Source organism: Cognatiluteimonas weifangensis (assembly GCF_003416885.1).
Lineage (GTDB): Bacteria > Pseudomonadota > Gammaproteobacteria > Xanthomonadales > Xanthomonadaceae > Cognatiluteimonas > Cognatiluteimonas weifangensis.
This window is the reverse complement of sequence record NZ_QVPD01000002.1, coordinates 151,908-170,915: the sequence shown is the minus strand read 5'-3', so window position 1 is coordinate 170,915 and position 19,008 is coordinate 151,908. Positions and strand designations below refer to the sequence as shown.

Below are 19,008 nucleotides of genomic sequence, written 5' to 3'. Positions count from 1 at the left end.
GATGCCCAGAATATGGAGTTTCAAGAAAGTGGTCCGCTGACGATCGCGGCTAGCTTATCGAAGCGGCTCCCGCACGGCACCCACTCCCCCTCTCCCCGCTCGCGGGGAGAGGGGGAGTGGGCAAGGGGCGAGGGGCAAGCGAATCATCGCGCCCCGCCAAAAACGCCCCTCATCCGCCCTTCGGGGGCCTTCTCCCCCGCAAGCGGGGAGAAGGAAGAAAGCTCAGCCGACCTCGCGCACCGGCGCGATCGCTTCCAGGATGCGGGTGAACACCGCGTCCAGCGTGCCCACGCCGTCGACCACGGTGAGCTGACCCTGCTGGCGGTAGAACTCGATCACCGGCGCGGTCTGGCGATCGTAAACGCCCAGCCGCGTGCGCACCGACTCGGGATTGTCGTCGGCGCGGCCCTCGGCCTGGGCGCGGCCGGCGAGGCGCTCGACCAGCAACTCCGTCGGCACGTCGAGCTGCACCGCGAAATCCATCGGCCGGCCCAGGCGCGCCAGCAGCTCGCCCAGCGCGCTGGCCTGGGCCAGGTTGCGCGGGTAGCCGTCGAGGATGAAGCCGTTGTCGGTGTCCGGGCGCGAGAAGCGGTCCTCGAGCATGCCCAGCAGGATCGCGTCGGAGACCAGCTCGCCGCGCGCCATCACTTCCTTCGCCGCCAGGCCGAGCTTGCTGCCGGCCGCGACCTCGGCGCGCAGCAGGTCGCCGGTGGAGATGTGCGGCACCTGCAGGTGCTGCTTCAGCCGCGCCGCCTGCGTCCCCTTGCCCGAACCCGGCGCGCCCAACAGTACCAATCGCATCAGCAACTCCCCGAACGTGTCCATGCCGGGCGGGGCGCGGCGTTAGACTGCCTGAACGCCCGGATCCCGCCTCGCGGCCGGGCGCCAGCTTACCCCATCCCGGCCCGCCGCCAAGGAGTCGCCATGCCTTCCGGGACATTGCTTTATGCCCAGTCCGGCGGCGTCACCGCCGTCATCAACGCCACCGCGGCGGCGGTGATCCAGGCCGCGCGGGCGCGCAAGGTGCGGGTGCTGGCGGCGCGCAACGGCATCCTCGGGGCGCTGCGCGAGGAGCTGATCGACACCTCGCGCGAGTCCGCCGCCACGGTCCGGGCGCTGGCGCACACGCCCGGCGGGGCGTTCGGCTCCTGCCGGGTGAAGCTGAAGTCGCTGGAGGCCGACCGCGCCCGCTACGAGCGCCTGATCGCGGTGCTGCGCGCCCACGAAGTGCGCTGGTTCCTCTACAACGGCGGCAACGATTCGGCCGACACCGCGCTCAAGCTGTCGCAGCTGGCCGCGGAATTCGACTACCCCCTGACCTGCGTCGGCGTGCCCAAGACGGTGGACAACGACCTCGCCGTCACCGACTGCTGCCCCGGCTTCGGCTCGGCCGCCAAGTACACCGCGGTCTCGGTGCGCGAGGCGGCGCTGGACGTGGCGGCGATGGCCGACACCTCGACCAAGGTGTTCGTGTACGAGGCGATGGGCCGCCATGCCGGCTGGCTGGCCGCGGCGGCCGGGCTGGCGGGGAAGACCGCCGACGAGGCGCCGCAGCTGATCCTGTTCCCCGAACGGCCCTACGACGAAGCCGACTTCCTCGCCCGGGTGCAGCGGGTCGTGGACCGCGTGGGCTGGTGCGTGGTGGTCGCCAGCGAGGGCATCCGCGATGCCGACGGCCGCTTCGTCGCCGATGCCGGCGCCGGCAAGGACGCCTTCGGCCATACCCAGCTCGGCGGCGTCGCCGCGCGCCTGGCGGGTCGCGTCCACGATGCGCTGGGGCTGAAGGTGCACTGGACCCTGCCCGATTACCTGCAGCGCTCGGCCCGCCACATCGCCTCAGCCACCGATCTGGAGCAGGCGCAGGCGGTGGGGCGCAAGGCGGTCGAATTCGCATTCAAGGGCATGAACGCGACCATGCCGGTGATCGTGCGCACCGCGGATGCGCCCTATCGCTGGAAGATCGAAGCCGCGCCGCTAGCGCGCATCGCCAACCGCGAGAAGAAGATGCCCGCCGGCTTCATCCGCCGCGACGGCTACGGCATCACCGCCGCGGCGCGCCGCTACCTGGAGCCGCTGATCCGCGGCGAGGCCTACCCGCCCTACGGCCGCGACGGGCTGCCGCGCTATGTCAGCCTGCGCAACCCGGCCGTGCCCCGGCAGTTGCCCGCCTTCACGGACTGAGGACGGCACTGTTCCCGCGGGCCGGCCGCGGGCGAACCCGCGCCGACGGTCCGTCGCGACCGTCCGTCGGCAGCCGGCCCCGGGACGGGGCCGCGCCCGCATCCGGGGGTATGCTCGCGCTGTCCACACGCCTTCCGGAAATCACTGGAAGGAGGCGCAGATGAAACGGTTTTCGTATCGTGCCGCGGCACTGGTCGTGCTGTTGCTGCCGTGTCTGCCGGCGATGGCGCAACGCGTCCGCTACGACGCCAACGGGCAGGCGGATGTCGTCGCCGAGAACTTCACCCTGGTCGAGGCCGCCGTGATCCGCGACGTGACCGGCCTGGCACCGCAAAGCCGCGGCCAGGTCGTGTTCTTCCGTTCCGATCGCCCCGCGGCCGATGCCGGGGAACTGCTGGTACGCGAAAAGGGCAACGACCTGCACGCGCTGGCCGCGGGCGGCTATTTCGTCGCGGTCGTGCCGCCGGGCCTGCACCGCTACCACGTCGACGGCCAGAGCCTGAGCCTGAGCCTGGAGGTGCGACCGGGGCGCTGCTACTACGTGCGCGTGGCCGGTCGTGGCGTCGACAGTCGCCTGTCGCAGTCCAATGCCATGGTGTTCCTCAACGCGACCGGGTCACGGCCGCTGCCGCGGCTGTAGGCCGGGGCGCGGCCCCCGAGCGCGTCACCGGGGACAGGGCAGGCCCTCGACCTGCAGCGAGACGGCATAGGCCGGCAGCGGCGCCAGTCGGCCGGCCCTGGCCTGCTGCAGCGAGTCCTCGAGGTAGACGCGCGCGCGGCCCTGCGGGTCCAGGGCCGGCGGGGCGACCTGGGCCGGCTGGCGCCAGACCCGGACCACCGCCTGCTGCGTGGCGCAGGCGGCACTGGGCACCCGGATGAGGTCGTTGAGGATCCAGCCCGAAGCCGGCGACGGCCGCGCCTGGGCGGCATCCACCAGTCGCGCCCGCGGCCGGCAGCCGGGACTGGTCCGCACCACGGCGAAGCGGTACGGCGCGGCCGCGTCGCCGCTGAACTCGCCCTGCAGCCGGGCGCAGGCTTCGGGAATGGTTCGCAGCGTGTGCGCCACGCCCAGCGCCTGCGGCGGCACCGGCGCGCGCCGGATCTCGGGCGCGGGGTCGGCGGCCAGCACCGGGGCCGCGACGGCGGCGGCGAACAAAATCAGGAGCCTGCGCATGTCCGGATGCCTGTGCGGGGGGAGGACGCGCAGGCTGTCACGCCGCGGCTGAACGCGGCCACGACGCCGGCCCGCGCCGGCCTCCGCCGGCCCGCCCGGTTTCCCGGATTCCGGCGCTGTGCCATAGTCGCAGGGTTGCCGCTCGCGTCTTTGCGCGTCCAGCCCGCAACGCGATGCCATCTTCCGATCTTCCGATGTCCACTCTTGGGGAGGGGTTCATGCTGGAGCAGTACGGTCTCATCCTGGCGCTCGCCTGCGCCGTCGTCGCGATCCTGTACGGGATCGTCTCCGCGCGCTGGATCAACGCGCTGCCCGCCGGCAACGAGCGCATGCAGCAGATCGCCGGCGCGATCCAGGAAGGCGCCCGCGCCTACCTCAACCGCCAGTACACGACGATTGCCATCGCCGGCGTGGTGTTGTTCGCGCTGATCGGGATCTTCCTCAGCTGGCACAGCGCGATCGGCTTCGCGATCGGCGCGGTGCTGTCGGGCGCGGCCGGCTACATCGGCATGAACGTGTCGGTGCGCGCCAACGTGCGCACCGCCGAGGCCGCGCGCAGCGGCATGGGCAAGGCGATGGACGTCGCCTTCCGCGGCGGCGCGATCACCGGCATGCTGGTGGTGGGCCTGGGCCTGCTCGGCGTGGCCGGCTACTACGTCGTGCTGACGCAGTACCTGGGCGTGACCGGCGAGGCCGCGCTGCACGCGCTGGTCGGCCTGGCCTTCGGCGCCTCGCTGATCTCGATCTTCGCGCGCCTGGGCGGCGGCATCTTCACCAAGGGCGCCGACGTCGGCGCCGACCTGGTGGGCAAGGTCGAAGCCGGGATCCCCGAGGACGATCCGCGCAACCCGGCGGTGATCGCCGACAACGTCGGCGACAACGTCGGCGACTGCGCCGGCATGGCCGCGGACCTGTTCGAGACCTACGCGGTGACCATCATCGCCACCATGCTGCTGGGCGGGCTGATGCTGGCCGAGGCCGGCCGCAACGCGGTGCTGTACCCGCTGGTGCTGGGCGGCGTGTCGATCCTCGCCTCGATCGTCGGCACCTTCTTCGTCAAGGTGAAGCAAGGCGGCTCGATCATGGGCGCGCTGTACAAGGGCGTGATCGTGTCGGCGGTGCTGGCGGCGATCGCGTTCTGGCCGATTACCACCGCGCTGATGGGCGACTCCGGCTACGGCGCGATGAACCTGTACTGGTGCGCGCTGATCGGCCTGGTGCTGACCGGCGTCATCGTCTGGATCACCGAGTACTACACCGGCACCCAGTTCAAGCCGGTGCGGCACATCGCCCAGGCCTCGACCACCGGCCACGGCACCAACATCATCGCCGGCCTCGGCATCTCGATGAAGTCCACCGCGCTGCCGGTGATCGCGGTGTGCGTGGCGATCTGGGGCGCGTTCGCGCTCGGCGGCCTGTACGGCATCGCCATCGCCGCGACCGCGATGCTGTCGATGGCCGGGATGATCGTCGCGCTCGACGCCTACGGCCCGATCACCGACAACGCCGGCGGCATCGCCGAGATGGCGGAGCTGCCGCCGGAAATCCGCAACATCACCGATCCGCTGGACGCGGTCGGCAACACCACCAAGGCGGTGACCAAGGGCTACGCGATCGGCTCGGCGGCGCTGGCCGCGCTGGTGCTGTTCGCCGACTACACCCACAACCTGGAAACCGCCGCCGCCGCCAAGGCCGCCGTCACCGGCATCGCCGCCGAAGCGCTGCGCTTCGACCTGTCCGACCATATGGTGATCATCGGCCTGCTGATCGGCGGCCTGATTCCCTACCTGTTCGGGGCGATGGCGATGGAAGCCGTCGGCCGCGCCGCCGGCGCGGTGGTGGAGGAGGTGCGCCGCCAGTTCCGCGACATCAAGGGCATCATGGAAGGCACCGGCAAGCCGCAGTACGACAAGGCGGTGGACATGCTGACCCGCTCGGCGATCAAGGAAATGATCGTGCCGTCGCTGCTGCCGGTGGTGGTGCCGATCATCGTCGGCCTGCTGCTGGGCCCGAAGGCGCTGGGCGGCCTGCTGATCGGCACCATCGTCACCGGCCTGTTCGTGGCGATCTCGATGACCACCGGCGGCGGTGCCTGGGACAACGCCAAGAAGTACATCGAGGACGGCAATTTCGGCGGCAAGGGTTCCGAGGCGCACAAGGCCGCGGTTACCGGCGACACCGTCGGCGATCCCTACAAGGACACCGCCGGCCCCGCGATCAACCCGTTAATTAAAATCATCAACATCGTCGCGCTGCTGCTGGTGCCGCTGCTGTAACCACGACGCAACTCGCAGCCCGAAAAACGGCGGCCCTGGCCGCCGTTTTTTTTTGGCTTCTCTCCCAGGCGCGGGAATCGTCACGGGGACACCGATGGCCCGGCATGGGCGGGACATACCGTGAATCCATCCCAGATGCGGAAGCTTCTGCGGGGGAAGCCGGTGGCCCGGCCTGTGCGGGACACGCCGTGAATACGTCCCTGTAGGCTCCTCGGCGGCATCCATGCCGCCGACGGTCCCGCACAGGCCGGGCCACCGGCTTCCGGCAAGTGAGTCGACGCCTGTAAAAAGAGCCGCCGAAGCGGCGATCTTCAATCTCGCAAGGCGCCGGCCGGCGGGCTGGGGGTGCGGAGAGTGGACCATGGAGGGTCCACGACCCGACTTAAAGACAGGAGGTCGTCAGGAGGGCGCAGCACCCCCAGCCCGCCGGGCGGCGACTCCTGCCGAAGCCGATCTCCGGAATTCGGAGAAGAACTTTTTTTCGTTGCTGCGCCGCAGCGCTAAAATGCGCGCCCTTTCCCCACCCCCGCCGCGGCCTCCCGGGCCGCGGCGGCAGCACGTCGGAGCAAGCACGCAATGGGCCTGGACCTCGTCCCCGCCGGCGCCAACCCGCCGCACGAAATCAACGTCGTCATCGAGATCCCCAAGGACGCCGAGCCGGTCAAGTACGAAGTCGACAAGGCCTCCGGCGCGATCTTCGTCGACCGCATCCTGTCCACGCCGATGCGCTACCCGTGCAATTACGGCTATGTCCCGTATACCGTCTGCGGCGACGGCGATCCGGCCGACGTGCTGGTGATCCTGCCGCTGCCGCTGGTGCCCGGCGCGGTGATCCGCTGCCGCCCGGTCGGCGTGCTGAAGATGTCCGACGAGGCCGGCGGCGACGAGAAGATCCTCGCGGTGCCGATCGACAAGGTGTTCGCCGGCTACATCCACATCGACGACATCGCCAAGGTCAGCCCGCACTGGCTGGAGCGCATCGGCCACTTCTTCGAGCACTACAAGGACCTGGAACAGGGCAAGTGGGTCAAGCTCGACGGCTGGGGCGGCGCGGCGGAGGCCAAGGCGATCCTGGTCGAGGCGATGGCCCGCTACCAGGCCGCGGCGAACAAGCCGAAGTTCTGAGCGTGCCGCATCCGCGGGTGGCCGCCCCGCGCGGTCGCCGCGCTGCGGAGACCTGTGCCGGAGCGCGGGCTGCGGAAACGCAGCTGCAGCGCGGTCTGGCTGGCACCCAGCGCGCGGCACCGGCTCCGCTCAGCGCCGCGCGCCGATGACCGTGAGTCCGATCAGGCGCGAGACCACGGTGGCGATATAGCCCACGCCGGCAAACTGCTCCAGCATCACCAGCACCCGCGCCGGCGAACTGACCGGCAGCACGTCACCGATCCCGGTCGCCGAGAGGTTGGTGAAGCTTAGGAACAGCAGCTCCATCCACTGCCGCGGGCGCCCGGGCTCGACCGTGCTGGTGAAGCTGCCCGGATACCACGCCTGGCAGACGAAGTAGGCGTAGGCGAAGCCCCACGCCAGCAGGGTGAAGGTGGCGCCGGCGGCGAACAGCTCGTCGGCACTGACGCGATGGTCGTGCAGCATGTACGCGATCAGGCTGGCGGCGGCGTAGAAATACAGCGCCGATTCCAGCAGCGCCGAGAACGGCAGCAGCTCGGGGCGATCCAGCAGCACGCCGGTGCCGGTCAGCGCGATCGCCGGGATCGCCAGCAGCCAGGCGACGATGCTGACCGCCGGGCTGCGGTTGACCACCCACACCGCCAGCGGCACCACCACCAGCGCCACCGCGCCGAACAGCAGCCGCCCGCCCTGGGTGTCGTCCATCGACGGATACACCAGCAGGCTCAGCAATTGCGCCGCCAGCAGGAACGCCGACGGCTGCCGCCGCGCCAGCGCCGCCCACGGCCGCGGCCAGCGCGCGGGCGCTCGCGTCATCCGATGATCCCGTACTGGTAGCGCAGCGCGTAATAGACCACGTACAGCCACGACAGCAGCCCGTGCACGATCGCCCACAGCAGCGACTTGTTCGCCGTCCACGAGATCGCGATCGCCAGCGCGCTGCCGAAGCTCGCGCCCGCCTTCACCACCTGGGTGCCGGTACGCATGCTCAGGCTTCCCGGTACACATGCGCGCCGGCCTCGCGGAATTCGGCGGCCTTCTCGGCCATGCCCGCGTCCAGCGCCTGCAGCGCGTCGACGCCGTGTTCGGCGGCGTAGTCGCGCACGTCCTGGGTGATCTTCATCGAGCAGAACTTGGGGCCGCACATCGAGCAGAAGTGGGCGGTCTTGTGCGCGTCCTTGGGCATCGTCTCGTCGTGGAATTCCCGCGCCTTCTCCGGGTCCAGGCCGAGGTTGAACTGGTCGTCCCAGCGGAACTCGAAACGCGCCTTGCTGAGCGCGTTGTCGCGCACCTGCGCGCCGGGATGGCCCTTGGCGAGATCGGCCGCGTGCGCGGCGATCCTGTAGGCCATGATGCCGTCGCGCACGTCCTGGCGGTTGGGCAGGCCCAGGTGTTCCTTCGGGGTCACGTAGCACAGCATCGCGGTGCCGTACCAGCCGATCATCGCCGCACCGATCGCGCTGGTGATGTGGTCGTAGCCCGGCGCGATGTCCGTGGTCAGCGGCCCGAGCGTGTAGAACGGCGCCTCACCGCACTCGGCCAGCTGCTTGTCCATGTTTTCCTTGATCAGCTGCATCGGCACGTGGCCGGGGCCCTCGATCATGGTCTGTACGTCGTGCTTCCAGGCGATCTTGGTCAGCTCGCCCAGCGTCTCCAGCTCGCCGAACTGCGCGGCGTCGTTGGCGTCGGCGATGCAACCCGGGCGCAGGCCGTCGCCGAGGCTGAAGGCCACGTCGTAGGCCTGCATGATTTCGCAGATCTCCTCGAACCTGGTGTAGAGGAAATTCTCCCGGTGGTGCGCCAGGCACCACTTGGCCAGGATCGAGCCGCCGCGACTGACGATGCCGGTGACGCGCTTGGCCGTCAGCGGCACGTAGCGCAGCAGCACCCCGGCGTGGATGGTGAAGTAGTCCACGCCCTGCTCGGCCTGCTCGATCAGGGTGTCGCGGAAGATCTCCCAGGTCAGCTCCTCGGCCGCACCGCCGACTTTTTCCAGCGCCTGGTAGATCGGCACCGTGCCGATCGGCACCGGCGAGTTGCGCACGATCCATTCGCGGGTCTCGTGGATGTGCCTGCCGGTGGACAGGTCCATCACCGTGTCGGCGCCCCAGCGGATCGCCCACACCAGCTTCTCGACCTCCTCGGCGATGTCCGAGGACACCGCGGAATTGCCGATGTTGGCGTTGATCTTGGTCAGGAAGTTGCGGCCGATGATCATCGGCTCGCTTTCCGGGTGGTTGAGGTTGCACGGCAGGATGGCGCGGCCGCGGGCGATCTCGTCGCGCACGAATTCGGGCGTGATCCGCGGCGGGATGCTGGCGCCGAAGGACTCCCCCGGGTGCTGCGCCAGCAGGCCGGCGTCGCGCACCGCCTGCAGCCGCTGGTTCTCGCGGATGGCGACGAACTCCATCTCCGGGGTGACGATGCCGCGGCGGGCGTAGTGCATCTGGCTGACGTTGGCGCCGGCACGGGCGCGGCGCGGCCGCGGGATCGCGGGGAAGCGGACCCGGGCGAGCGCGTCCGCGGTCGCGTGGCGGCGGCTGAACGGCGAGCTGAAATCGGCCAGCGCCTCGCTGTCGCCACGCTCGGCGATCCAGCCACTGCGCAGCCGCGCCAGCCCCGCGGCCAGGTCGATGCGCGCGTCCGGGTCCGAGTACGGGCCGGAGGTGTCGTAGACGGCGAGCGCGGGATTGTCCTCGCCGCCGAACAGGCTCGGCGTGGACGCCTGCACGATCTCGCGCATCGGCACGCGCAGGTCGGCGCGGCTGCCGGCGACGTGGATCTTGCGCGAGCCCGGGATCGGGCGCGTCACCGCCTCCGAGAGGCGCGCGGTCTGGCGGATCAGGTCGGAGGGCACTGCATTCATCGGTTCGCTCCCGCGTTCGCTGGCGTGGTGACCGCACGCGGCCGTGCGGACTGTTGCGAAGCAGGGCGCGACCGGGACGTGAAGGCCCGGTCGCGAAGCTTCCCTACGCCGGTGTCAACCGGATCAGGTTCGAAGGGTCTGTCTCAACCGGGCCATGGCCCGGTACCCCCGCTTCAGGCGCTATTGCAGCACGTCGCGCGGGGCGGGGCCAGCGTCGGCGCCCGGCGGGCGCGGTGCCACGCCCCGGCACGGCTCGGCCGCCGGTACTGCGGCCGGAGAGCGGCGCGGCACGGGAGCAGGACACGGTCAGCGCAGCGACGCGTTGATGCGCTCCAGCGCCGCGCGGCCGGGGCACAGCTCGGCGGTGCCGAGAGTGTTGAGCGGCGCGGCGACGGTATCGAGATGGGCGTGCAGGTCGTCGGCTTCGGGGTCGACGTAGAGCAGCCCGGTGACCACCTCGCCCTGGGCGTGGCGTTGCTGGATGAGGTTCATCGCCGCGATCCGGTCGCGCGGGTCGTAGCCGGCGTCGAGCTTGCGCAGCCGCAGCAGCGAGCCGTCGTGCTGGCGCACCTCGAGCATCCGGCCCTCGCCGTATTCGACCGCGATCTGCGCCCGCGCCGGGATCACGTCCATGCGATTGACCGCCTCGTTGTGCGCGCGCACGTAGTCGTAGCTCTTGGTGCTGCCGGCGTGGTTGTTGAAGGCCACGCAGGGGCTGATCACGTCCAGGAACGCGGCGCCGCGGTGCGCCAGCGCGCCCTTGATCAGCGGCACCAACTGCGCCTTGTCGCCGGAGAAGCCGCGGCCGATGTAACTGGCGCCCAGCTGCAGCGCCATCGTCACCATGTCCAGCGGGCTGTCGCTGTTGGCCACGCCTTTCTTCGACACCGAGCCGCGGTCGGCGGTCGCCGAGAACTGGCCCTTGGTCAGCCCGTACACGCCGTTGTTCTCGACGATGTAGACCATGTCCACGCCGCGGCGGATCGCGTGCACGAACTGGCCGATGCCGATCGAGGCCGAATCGCCGTCGCCGGACACGCCGAGGTAGGTCAGCGTGCGGTTGGCGAGGTTGGCGCCGGTCAGCACCGATGGCATGCGCCCGTGCACAGTGTTGAAGCCGTGCGACTGGCCGAGGAAATAGGTCGGGGTCTTGGAGCTGCAGCCGATGCCCGACAGCTTGGCCACGCGGTGCGGTTGGATGTCCAGCTCCCAGCAGGCCTGGACGATCGCCGCGGAAATCGAATCGTGGCCGCAGCCGGCGCACAGGGTCGAGATCGCGCCTTCGTAATCGCGCCGGGTAAAGCCGATCGCGTTGCGCGCCAGGGTCGGATGGTGGAACTTCGGCTTGGCGAGGTAGGTCATGCGGTCGCCTCCTGCCGCGGTGGGCCGCTCGCGCGCAGCCGCGCGGCGATCGCGTCGGCGATGAAGCGCGCGGTGATCGGGGTGCCGTCGTAGTGCAGCACCGCGCGCAGGCGTGCGGGATCCAGGTCGAACGCATCGACCAGCAGCGTGCGCAGCTGGCCGTCGCGGTTCTGCTCGACCACGAACACCGCCTCGTGCGCCTCGATGAAGCCGCGCACCGAATCGGGGAAGGGATACGCGCGCAGCCGCAGCGCGTCCAGGGCGATGCCGTCGGCCTGCAGCCGCGCCAGCGCCTCGTCCATGGCCGGCGCGGAGGAGCCGTAGTAGAGGACGCCATGCCGCGTCGGCAGCGCCGCGGCGCGCGTCTCCACCGGTTGCGGCACCAGCGTCGCGGCGGTGGCGAACTTCCGCTGCAGGCGCTGCATGTTGTAGACGTAGTCGCTACCGCGCTCGGAGTACTTGGCCTGCGGATCGCGCGAGGTGCCGCGGGTGAAGTAGGCGCCCTTGTCGGGATGGGTGCCGGGCCAGGTGCGCCAGGGGATGCCGTCGCCGTCGACGTCCTTGTAGCGTGCGAACTCGCGTCCGGCCTCCAGCTCCTGCGCGCTCAGCACCTTGCCGCGGTCGTAGGCGCGCGCGTCGTCCCAGGCGAACGGGGCGCACAGGCGCTGGTTCATGCCGATGTCGAGGTCGCTCATGACGAACACCGGGGTCTGCAGGCGGTCGGCCAGGTCGAGCGCGGCGGCCGCGAATTCGAAGCACTCGGTCGGGTCCTGCGGCAACAGCAGCACGTGCCGGGTGTCGCCGTGCGAAGCGCAGGCGCAGGCGAGGATGTCGGACTGCTGGGTGCGTGTGGGCATGCCGGTGGACGGGCCGCCGCGCTGCACGTCGATGATGGTCGCGGGGATCTCGGCGAAATAGGCCAGGCCGATGAATTCGTTCATCAGCGAGATCCCGGGCCCGGAGGTGGCGGTGAAGGCGCGCGCGCCGTTCCAGCCGGCACCCACCACCATCCCGATCGAGGCGATCTCGTCCTCGGCCTGGAGGATCGCGAAGCGGTTGCCGCCGCCGTCCGGGTCGACCCGCAGTCGCTGGCAGTAGCGCTGGAACGCCTCGGCCAGCGACGAGGACGGCGTGATCGGATACCACGCGCACACCGTCGCGCCGCCGTACACGCAGCCCAGCGCCGCGGCCGTGTTGCCGTCGACGAAGATGCGGTCGCCGACCGCGTCGGCGCGCTGCACGCGCAGGCCCAGCGGATGCGGCAGGTGGTCGCGCACCCAGTCGCGGCCCAGCTGCAGCGCCTGCAGGTTGGGCGCCAGCAGCTGCGGCTTGCTCTTGTACTGCTCGCCGATCAGCGCCTCGATCACGGCGGCGTCCAGCTCCAGCAGCGCGCCGAGCGCGCCCACGTACATGATGTTCTTGAACAGCTGGCGCTGGCGCGGGTCGCTCCAGGCGGCGTTGCACAGGTCCGTCAGCGGCACGCCGACGACGTGGATGTCTTCGCGCAGGCCTGCGCGCGGCAGCGGCTTGCTGCTGTCGTACAGCAGGTAGCCGCCGGACTCGAGCTCGGCGACGTCCTCGTCCCAGGTCTGCGGGTTCATCGCCACCATCAGGTCGACACCGCCGCGGCGGCCGAGCCAGCCCTGCCCGCTGACCCGCACCTCGTACCAGGTCGGCAGCCCCTGGATGTTGGACGGGAAGATGTTGCGCGGGCTCACCGGCACGCCCATGCGCAGGATCGCCTTGGCGAACAGCTCGTTGGCCGAGGCCGAGCCGGAGCCGTTGACGTTGGCGAACTTGACCACGAAGTCGTTGACGGCCGCCAGGGCCGGGGGCCGTGCGCTTGCCAGCGTGGCGGGCGCCGCAGGTGCGTTCATGCCGGGACTCCTGCGGCGGTCATCGCCGCGCAGCCGGGGACCCGGCAACGTCGCTTCTCCACCGCCGCCGTCCGCAAGCCACCGGCTCCCGGCTTGCGCCGGGATGGCGGACAAGGACGGGGGGCGAATGCCGCGGCCGTCATGCCGCCGTCCTCGCCTGGCGGTCGCGGCAGCCGGGGCCGGCGTGGGTCTCCAGCAGCAGGAACTTCTGCATGTCCCAGGCGCCGGTCGGACAGCGCTCGGCGCACAGGCCGCAGTGCAGGCACACGTCCTCGTCCTTGACCATCACCCGCCAGGTCTTCAGCGGCGCCGACACGTACAGGTCCTGGGCCAGGTTCAGCGCCGGCGCGGTCAAGCGCTTGCGCAGCTCCGGTTCGTCGGCGTTGGCGGCGAAGGTGATGCAGTCGGTCGGGCAGATGTCGACGCAGGCATCGCACTCGATGCACTTGTCGCGCAGGAACACCGTCTGCACGTCGCAGTTGAGGCAGCGTTGGGCTTCCTTCCACGCGGTCGCGGCATCGAAGCCGAGTTCGACCTCGGTGCCGATGCTGTCCAGCCGCGCCGCCGCCTGCGACCACGGCACCGGGTAACGCGCGTCCGCCGACACCGCGTTGTCGTAGCTCCACTCGTGGATGCCCATCTTCTGCGGGGTGAGCGTGGCCAGCGGGTCGGGCCGCTGCCGCGGGTCCTCGCCGTGCAGCAGCTTGTCGATCGAGACCGCGGCGGCGTGGCCGTGCGCCACCGCCCAGATAATGTTCTTCGGGCCGAACGCGGCGTCGCCGCCGAACAGCACGTGCGGCAGGCTCGACTGGTGGGTGACCCTGTCGAGCACCGGCAGGTCCCACTTGCCGAACTCGATGCCACAATCGCGCTCGATCCAGGGAAACGCGTTCTCCTGCCCGACCGCGATCAGCACCTCGTCGCAGTCCAGCTGCTCGTCCGGCTCGCCGGTGGGCAGCAGCCGGCGGCGGCCGTCGCTGTCGTATTCGGCGCGCACCTTCTCGAAGAGCATGCCGGTGAGGCGGCCGCCCTCGTGCACGAAGGCCTTGGGCACGCGGTAGTCGAGGATCGGGATGCCCTCGTGCATCGCGTCCTCCTTCTCCCACGGGCTGGCCTTCATCTCGTCGAAGCCCGAGCGCACGACCACCTTGACGTCGGCGCCGCCGAGCCGGCGCGCGGAGCGGCAGCAGTCCATCGCGGTGTTGCCGCCGCCCAGCACCAGCACCCGCCGGCCGATCGCGGTGACGTGGCCGAAGTAGACGTTGGCCAGCCAGTCCAGGCCGACATGGATGTGATCGGCTGCTTCGGCGCGGCCCGGCAGGTCGAGATCGCGCCCGCGCGGCGCGCCGCTGCCGACGAACACGGCGTCGTAGCCCTCCGCGAGCAGTGCGCGCATCGACTCGATGCGGCGGCCGCCGACGAAGTCCACGCCCAGGTCGAGGATGTAGCCGGTCTCCTCGTCGATCACTTCCTCGGGCAGGCGGAAGCGCGGCACCTGGGTGCGCATGAAGCCGCCGGCCTTGGGATCGGCATCGAAGATCGTGACCTGGTAGCCCAGCGGCGCCAGGTCGCGGGCCACGGTCAGCGAGGACGGCCCGGCGCCGACGCAGGCGATGCGCTTGCCGTTGGATTGCGCCGCCGGCCGCGGCATGCGCGCGCGCACGTCGCCCTTGGCGTCGGCGGCGACGCGCTTGAGCCGGCAGATCGCCACCGGCGCCGGCTTGCCCGCATTGCTTTCCTCGACCCGGCCGCGGCGGCACGCCGGTTCGCAGGGGCGGTCGCAGGTGCGGCCGAGGATCCCCGGGAAGACGTTGCTCACCCAGTTGACCATGTACGCATCGGCGTAGCGGCCGGCGGCGATCAGGCGGATGTATTCCGGCACCGGCGTGTGCGCGGGGCAGGCCCACTGGCAGTCGACGACTTTGTGGAAGACGTCGGGGTTGCGGATATCGGTCGGTTCCACCGCCTCTCTCCCGCCTGCCGACCGGGCGCGCCGGCCGTCGCCAGCGGAGTCTATCCCGATCCCCGGCCCATGGGAGCGGCGCCGGCCGCGATGATTTCCGCGTCAATCCCCGCCCGTGGAAAGTCTCAGGTTTTTCTCCCAAGCGCGGAAACCCCTGCGGAGAAGCCGGCGGCCCAGCCTGGGGGGGCCCGCCGTGAATGAATTCTTCAAAGGCGGAAGCCTCTGCAGGGCCAGTGGTCCGACTTATGAGGGGCACACGGTGAATGCGTGCGGAAACCTTTGCGGGGGAAGCCGGTGGCCCGCCCTGTGCGGGACACGCCGTGAATACATCCCTGTAGGCTCCTCGGCGGCATCCATGCCGCCGACGGTCCCGCACAGGCCGGGCCACCGGCTTCCGGGCAAGTGAGTGGGCACCTGCAGAAAAAAGCCGCCCGAAGCGATGGACGCCAATCTCGCCAAGTCGCCGCCCGGCGGGCTGGGGGTGCGGAGAGTGGACCAGGGAGGGTCCACGACCCGACTTAAAGACAGGAGGTCGTCAGGAGGGCGCAGCACCCCCAGCCCGCTGGGCGGCGACTCCGTCCGAAGCCGATCTCCCGAAGCCTGGCCTGACTCGAGATCAGGCCAAAGATGAGCTGTGCCCAACTTCAATGACAGGAGGTCGTCAGGATGGCGCAGCCCCCCCCAGCCCGCCGGGCGGCGACTCCTGCCGAAGCCGAGAACCTCTGCCCAATCGGCTCAAGGACACTGGATCCCCGCTTTCGCGGGGATGACGACAGCACTTCCGGCCCTTCTCAAAGCCGCGACATTGTCAGGAGGGGGCGGCTATCCCGGACCGACGGGCGGCGGCGTGTCAGGTCGGACGGCGGACGCGGAACCAGGCCGCGTACAGCGCCGGCAGGAACAGCAGCGTAAGCGCGGTGGCCACCGTCAGCCCGCCCATGATCGCCACCGCCATCGGCCCGAAGAAGGCGCTGCGCGAGAGCGGGATCATCGCCAGGATCGCGGCCAGCGCGGTCAGCACGATCGGGCGGAAGCGGCGCACCGTCGCCTCCACCACCGCGGTCCAGCGATCGTGGCCGGCGGCGATGTCCTGCTCGATCTGGTCCACCAGGATCACCGCGTTGCGCATGATCATGCCCGCCAGCGCGATCGTGCCGAGCATCGCCACGAACCCGAACGGCACCCGGAACACCAGCAGGAACAAGGTCACCCCGATCAGTCCCAGCGGCGCGGTCAGCAGCACCATTGCGCTGCGCGAGAGACTGCGCAGCTGCAGCATCAGCAAGGTCACCACCACGAACAGGAACAGCGGCAAGCCGGCGGCGATGGAGTTCTGCCCGCGCGCCGAATCCTCGACCGTGCCGCCGGTGCGCAGCAGGTAGCCTTCCGGCAATTGCGCACGGATGCCCTCGAGCGTGGGCAGGATCTGCGCGACCACGGTGGCCGGCTGCAGCGCGCCGCGGACGTCGGCGCGCACGGTCACCGTCGGCAGCCGATCGCGGTGCCAGAGGATGCCGTCCTCGAAGCCGTCGCGGAGCGTGGCCACCTGCGCCAGCGGCACCGACTGCCCGCTGGCGGTGGGCACCGCAAGGCTGGCGAGCATGTCCAGGTGGGTTCGCTCGCGCGCGCTGCCGCGCAGCCGCACCTCGATCAGCTCGTTGCCTTCGCGATAGGTGCTCACGTGCAGTCCCGACAGCGAGCCGGCAAGGAACTGCGCCAGGTGCTCGGAACTCACGCCCAGCGCCCGCGCCCGCGCCTGGTCGATCCGCAGCCGCACCACCTTGCTCGGTTCGTCCCAGTCCAGGTTGACGTTGGCCACGTGCGGATTGGCACGCACCTGCTCGGCCACCTGACGCGCCAGCGCGCGCACTCGGTCGACATGCTCGCCGGACACGCGGAACTGGATCGGATACCCCACCGGCGGGCCGTTTTCCAGCCCGGTCACCCGCAGCTGCAGCTCGGGGAACTGCGGCGCGACCTCGTCCGTGAGCCAGGCGCGCAGCCGCTCGCGCGCGTGGATGTCGTCGGCGCGGACCACGAACTGGGCGAAGTTGGTCGCCGGCAGCTGCTGGTCCAGCGGCAGGTAGAAGCGCGGCGAGCCGGTACCGACGTAGGCGACGAAGTTGTCGACGCCCGCGCGGTCCCGCAGCATCGCCTCCAGCCGCTGCGCCTGCGCGGCGGTGGCGCGCAGCGACGCGCCCTCGGCCAGCTCCATGTCGACCATCAGCTCCGGCCGGGTCGATTCGGGGAAGAACTGCTGCGGCACGAACCGGAACAACAACAGCGACAGCACGAACGCCGCCGCGGTGGCACCGATCACCAGCCAGCGGTGCGCCAGGCACCCGTCGACCAGCGCGCGGAAGCGACGGTAGAACGGGCGCTGGTACGGGTCGTGGTCGCCGGCGTCGTGCGCCGCCGGCGCCAGAACGAAGGCGTACTGCGGCCAGCGGTCGGCCAGCGCCTCGCGCCGGGCGCGCCAGCGCGCCGCCAGCGAGCCCGGCCGCGGTGCGCGCGCGGCGCCGAAGTCCGGCAGCATGCGGTCGCCCAGATACGGGATGAACAGCACCGCGGCGATCCACGACACCAGCAGCGCGATGGTCACCACCTGGAACAGCGAGCGGGTGTACTCGCCGACACTGGAGGCCGCGGTCGCGATCGGCAGGAACCCGGCCGCGGTCACCAGGGTGCCGGTCAGCATCGGGAACGCGGTCGACTCCCAGGCGAAGCTCGCCGCCTTCAGCCGCGAGAACCCCTGCTCCATCTTGATCGCCATCATCTCCACCGCGATGATCGCGTCGTCCACCAGCAGGCCCAGCGCCAGCACCAGCGCGCCGAGCGAGATCTTGTGCAGGCCGATGCCGAAGTAGTGCATGGCCGCGAAGGTCATCGCCAGCACCAGCGGGATGCTGACCGCGACCACCAGCCCGGTGCGCAGGCCCAGCGAGAAGAAACTCACCAGCAGCACGATCGCCACCGCCTCGGCGAGCACGCGCATGAACTCGCCGACCGACTCGCGCACCGCCTCGGGCTGGTCGCTGACCTTGCGCAGCTGCATGCCCGCCGGCAGCGTCCGCTGCAGGCGCGCGAATTCGCTGTCCAGGGTGGCGCCCAGGCGCAGGATGTCGCCGCCGTCCTGCATCGCCACGGCGATGCCGATCGCGTCCTGGCCCATGAAGCGCATCTTCGGCGCGGCCGGATCGCTGAAGCCGCGCGCCACCGTCGCGATGTCGCCCAGGCGCAGGGTGCGGTCGCCGGCGCGGATGGGGAAATCGCGGATCGCCGCGACCGAGGCAAAAGCGCCGTCCACCCGCAGCTGCACGCGCTCGTCGCGACCCTCGAAGAAGCCGGCCGGCACCACCGCGTTCTGCTGCTGCAGCGCCTGCTGTACCGCCGCCAGCGGGATCCCGAGGGTGGCCAGCTTGGCGTTGTCGACCTCGATCCAGACCTTCTCGTCCTGCAGGCCGATGAGCTCGATCTTGCCCACGTCCGGCACCCGCTGCAGCTCCAGCTCCACGCGCTCGGCGTAGTCCTTGAGCACCGCGTAGTCGAAGCCCGGCCCGGTGAGCGCGTAGATGTTGCCGAAGGTGGTGCCGAACTCGTCGTTGAAGAACGGGCCGACCACGCCCTCGGGCAAGGTCGGGCGGATGTCGCCGATCTTCTTGCGCACCTGGTACCACAGCTCCGGCACGTCCTTCGAGCGCAGCGCATCGCGCGCCATGAAGATCACCTGCGACTCACCGGAGCGCGAGTACGAGCGGATGAACTCGTACTGGCCGGTGGTCATCAGCTGCTTCTCGATGCGCTCGGTGACCTGCTCGGCGACCTGCTGCGCGGTCGCGCCCGGCCACAGCGTGCGCACCACCATCGCCTTGAAGGTGAACGGCGGGTCCTCGGACTGCCCCAGGTGCCGGTACGACCAGGCGCCGACCAGCGCCAGCACCAGCATCGCGTACAACACCAGCGCGCGGTTGCGCAGGGCCCAGGCGGAGAGGTTGAAGTCGCGCACGGGTCAGTCCTGGCGTTGCGGGGTGCGGACAGCGGGCGAGTCGCTGCGGACGGATGCGAACGAGGACGGCGCGCGCTGCGCTGCCGATTTGCGCCGCGACCGTGGCCCCCATCCCGTTCCCTTCCCCCGCAGGCGGGGGAAGGGCTGGGGTGCCGGGCGGGCGTCGCTGCGGAGAGCT

13 protein-coding genes and 1 riboswitch are annotated in these 19,008 nt (G+C 70.6%); of the genes, 4 read left to right on the top strand and 9 right to left on the bottom strand.

Annotated features, from left to right (window positions below):
- Positions 1-222: 222 nt before the first annotated feature.
- Positions 223-801 (bottom strand): adenylate kinase, encoded by a 579-nt coding sequence (locus D0Y53_RS02460; protein WP_117201795.1) that lies wholly within the window; start codon positions 799-801, stop codon positions 223-225.
- Positions 802-924: 123 nt separating this feature from the next.
- Here D0Y53_RS02460 and D0Y53_RS02455 point away from each other — a divergent pair, with 123 nt between their 5' ends.
- Together D0Y53_RS02455 and D0Y53_RS02450 are read left to right on the top strand one after the other, a co-directional pair.
- The gene (locus D0Y53_RS02455) at positions 925-2,181 is read left to right on the top strand and encodes a 6-phosphofructokinase (protein WP_117201617.1); all 1,257 of its coding nucleotides are present in this window, start codon (positions 925-927) and stop codon (positions 2,179-2,181) included.
- Positions 2,182-2,341: 160 nt separating this feature from the next.
- On the top strand, positions 2,342-2,821 hold the full coding sequence (locus D0Y53_RS02450) for a hypothetical protein (RefSeq protein WP_117201616.1): 480 nt from the start codon (positions 2,342-2,344) through the stop codon (positions 2,819-2,821).
- A gap of 24 nt (positions 2,822-2,845) precedes the next feature.
- On the opposite strand, the gene D0Y53_RS02445 is transcribed toward D0Y53_RS02450, so the two are convergent.
- Positions 2,846-3,355 (bottom strand): hypothetical protein, encoded by a 510-nt coding sequence (locus D0Y53_RS02445; RefSeq protein WP_117201615.1) that lies wholly within the window; start codon positions 3,353-3,355, stop codon positions 2,846-2,848.
- Between the two features lie 218 nt (positions 3,356-3,573).
- On the opposite strand from D0Y53_RS02445, the gene D0Y53_RS02440 reads away from it, so the two are divergent.
- Both D0Y53_RS02440 and ppa read left to right on the top strand, forming a co-directional pair.
- Entirely contained in the window at positions 3,574-5,631 is a 2,058-nt protein-coding gene (locus D0Y53_RS02440) for a sodium-translocating pyrophosphatase (RefSeq protein ID WP_117201614.1), read from the top strand.
- A 576-nt stretch (positions 5,632-6,207) separates the two neighbouring features.
- On the top strand, positions 6,208-6,756 hold the full coding sequence (gene ppa / locus D0Y53_RS02435; protein ID WP_117201613.1) for an inorganic diphosphatase: 549 nt from the start codon (positions 6,208-6,210) through the stop codon (positions 6,754-6,756).
- Positions 6,757-6,885: 129 nt separating this feature from the next.
- Here the strand turns inward: ppa and D0Y53_RS02430 are convergent, their stop codons facing one another.
- The 7 genes from D0Y53_RS02430 to D0Y53_RS02405 all read right to left on the bottom strand — a co-directional run bounded on the left by D0Y53_RS02430 (position 6,886) and on the right by D0Y53_RS02405 (position 18,830).
- Positions 6,886-7,572 carry an ion channel gene (locus tag D0Y53_RS02430; protein ID WP_117201612.1) on the bottom strand — a complete coding sequence of 229 codons (687 nt, stop codon included), beginning with the start codon at positions 7,570-7,572 and terminating at the stop codon, positions 6,886-6,888.
- Positions 7,569-7,742 carry a hypothetical protein gene (locus tag D0Y53_RS12935; RefSeq protein ID WP_199491987.1) on the bottom strand — a complete coding sequence of 58 codons (174 nt, stop codon included), beginning with the start codon at positions 7,740-7,742 and terminating at the stop codon, positions 7,569-7,571. The genes D0Y53_RS02430 and D0Y53_RS12935 overlap by 4 nt, the downstream gene beginning before the upstream one ends.
- Positions 7,743-7,744: 2 nt before the next feature.
- Positions 7,745-9,622, bottom strand: coding sequence for a phosphomethylpyrimidine synthase ThiC (thiC, locus tag D0Y53_RS02425; RefSeq protein WP_117201611.1), 1,878 nt, complete (start codon positions 9,620-9,622; stop codon positions 7,745-7,747).
- An 82-nt stretch (positions 9,623-9,704) separates the two neighbouring features.
- A riboswitch (TPP riboswitch) is annotated at positions 9,705-9,802 on the bottom strand.
- 126 nt (positions 9,803-9,928) lie between these two features.
- Positions 9,929-10,984 (bottom strand): 2-oxoacid:ferredoxin oxidoreductase subunit beta, encoded by a 1,056-nt coding sequence (locus D0Y53_RS02420; RefSeq protein WP_117201610.1) that lies wholly within the window; start codon positions 10,982-10,984, stop codon positions 9,929-9,931.
- The gene (locus D0Y53_RS02415) at positions 10,981-12,861 is read right to left on the bottom strand and encodes a 2-oxoacid:acceptor oxidoreductase subunit alpha (RefSeq protein WP_117201609.1); all 1,881 of its coding nucleotides are present in this window, start codon (positions 12,859-12,861) and stop codon (positions 10,981-10,983) included. The genes D0Y53_RS02420 and D0Y53_RS02415 overlap by 4 nt, the downstream gene beginning before the upstream one ends.
- A 139-nt stretch (positions 12,862-13,000) precedes the next feature.
- Entirely contained in the window at positions 13,001-14,824 is a 1,824-nt protein-coding gene (locus tag D0Y53_RS02410) for an FAD-dependent oxidoreductase (protein ID WP_117201608.1), read from the bottom strand.
- 850 nt (positions 14,825-15,674) lie between these two features.
- On the bottom strand, positions 15,675-18,830 hold the full coding sequence (locus D0Y53_RS02405) for an efflux RND transporter permease subunit (protein ID WP_117201607.1): 3,156 nt from the start codon (positions 18,828-18,830) through the stop codon (positions 15,675-15,677).
- Positions 18,831-19,008 lie beyond the last annotated feature (178 nt).